The organism is Azoarcus sp. Soil_N_20, assembly GCF_057656155.1.
The window spans coordinates 1-626 of record NZ_JBDGKX010000053.1 but is presented as its reverse complement, the minus strand read 5'-3'; the positions used below and the strand labels follow the sequence as shown (position 1 = coordinate 626).

Below are 626 nucleotides of genomic sequence, written 5' to 3'. Positions count from 1 at the left end.
CCGACCACGTAGCCGACCGCGACCAGGTTGTCCTCGAGGTGATAGACGAAGCCGCCGCCGTAGGTATCGGACGGCAGCGGCCAGCCGGCGGTATGCACCACCAGGCCGGGGGTGTGGTTCGCGGCCGGCACTTCCCACAATTCCTTGAGGCCGATGCCGTAGGTCTGCGGATCGACGCCGTCGCGCAAGTTGTACTTGGCCTCGAGCAGCTTGCCGAGGTGGCCGCGGCAGCCTTCGGCAAAGAGCGTGTACTTGGCGTGCAACTCCATCCCCAACTGGTGGTGGGGACCGGGTTCGCCCTCGCGGGTCAGGCCCATGTCACCCGTGGCCACGCCCTTCACCGCGCCGGCCTCGTCATACAGGATCTCGGCGCCGGCAAAGCCGGGATAGACCTCGACGCCCAGCGCCTCGGCCTGCTCGCCCAGCCATTTGGCCACATTGCCCAGGCGCACGATGTAGTTGCCGCGGTTCAGGAAGCAGTCCGGCAGCAGGCTGTTGGGAATGGTGCGCCCGCCGGTCCCGTTGAGGAAGATCACCCGGTCCTCGGTGACCGCGGTGTTGAGCGGGGCGCCGCGTTCCTTCCAGTCGGGGAAGAGCTCGGTGAGCGCGCGCGGGTCCATCACCGC

At 68.2% G+C, this 626-nt stretch carries 1 protein-coding gene; it reads right to left on the bottom strand.

Annotated features, from left to right (window positions below):
* A partial coding sequence (locus AC3A35_RS27840) for an NAD(P)/FAD-dependent oxidoreductase (RefSeq protein ID WP_487439800.1) occupies nt 1-626 on the bottom strand: 626 nt, incomplete at both ends.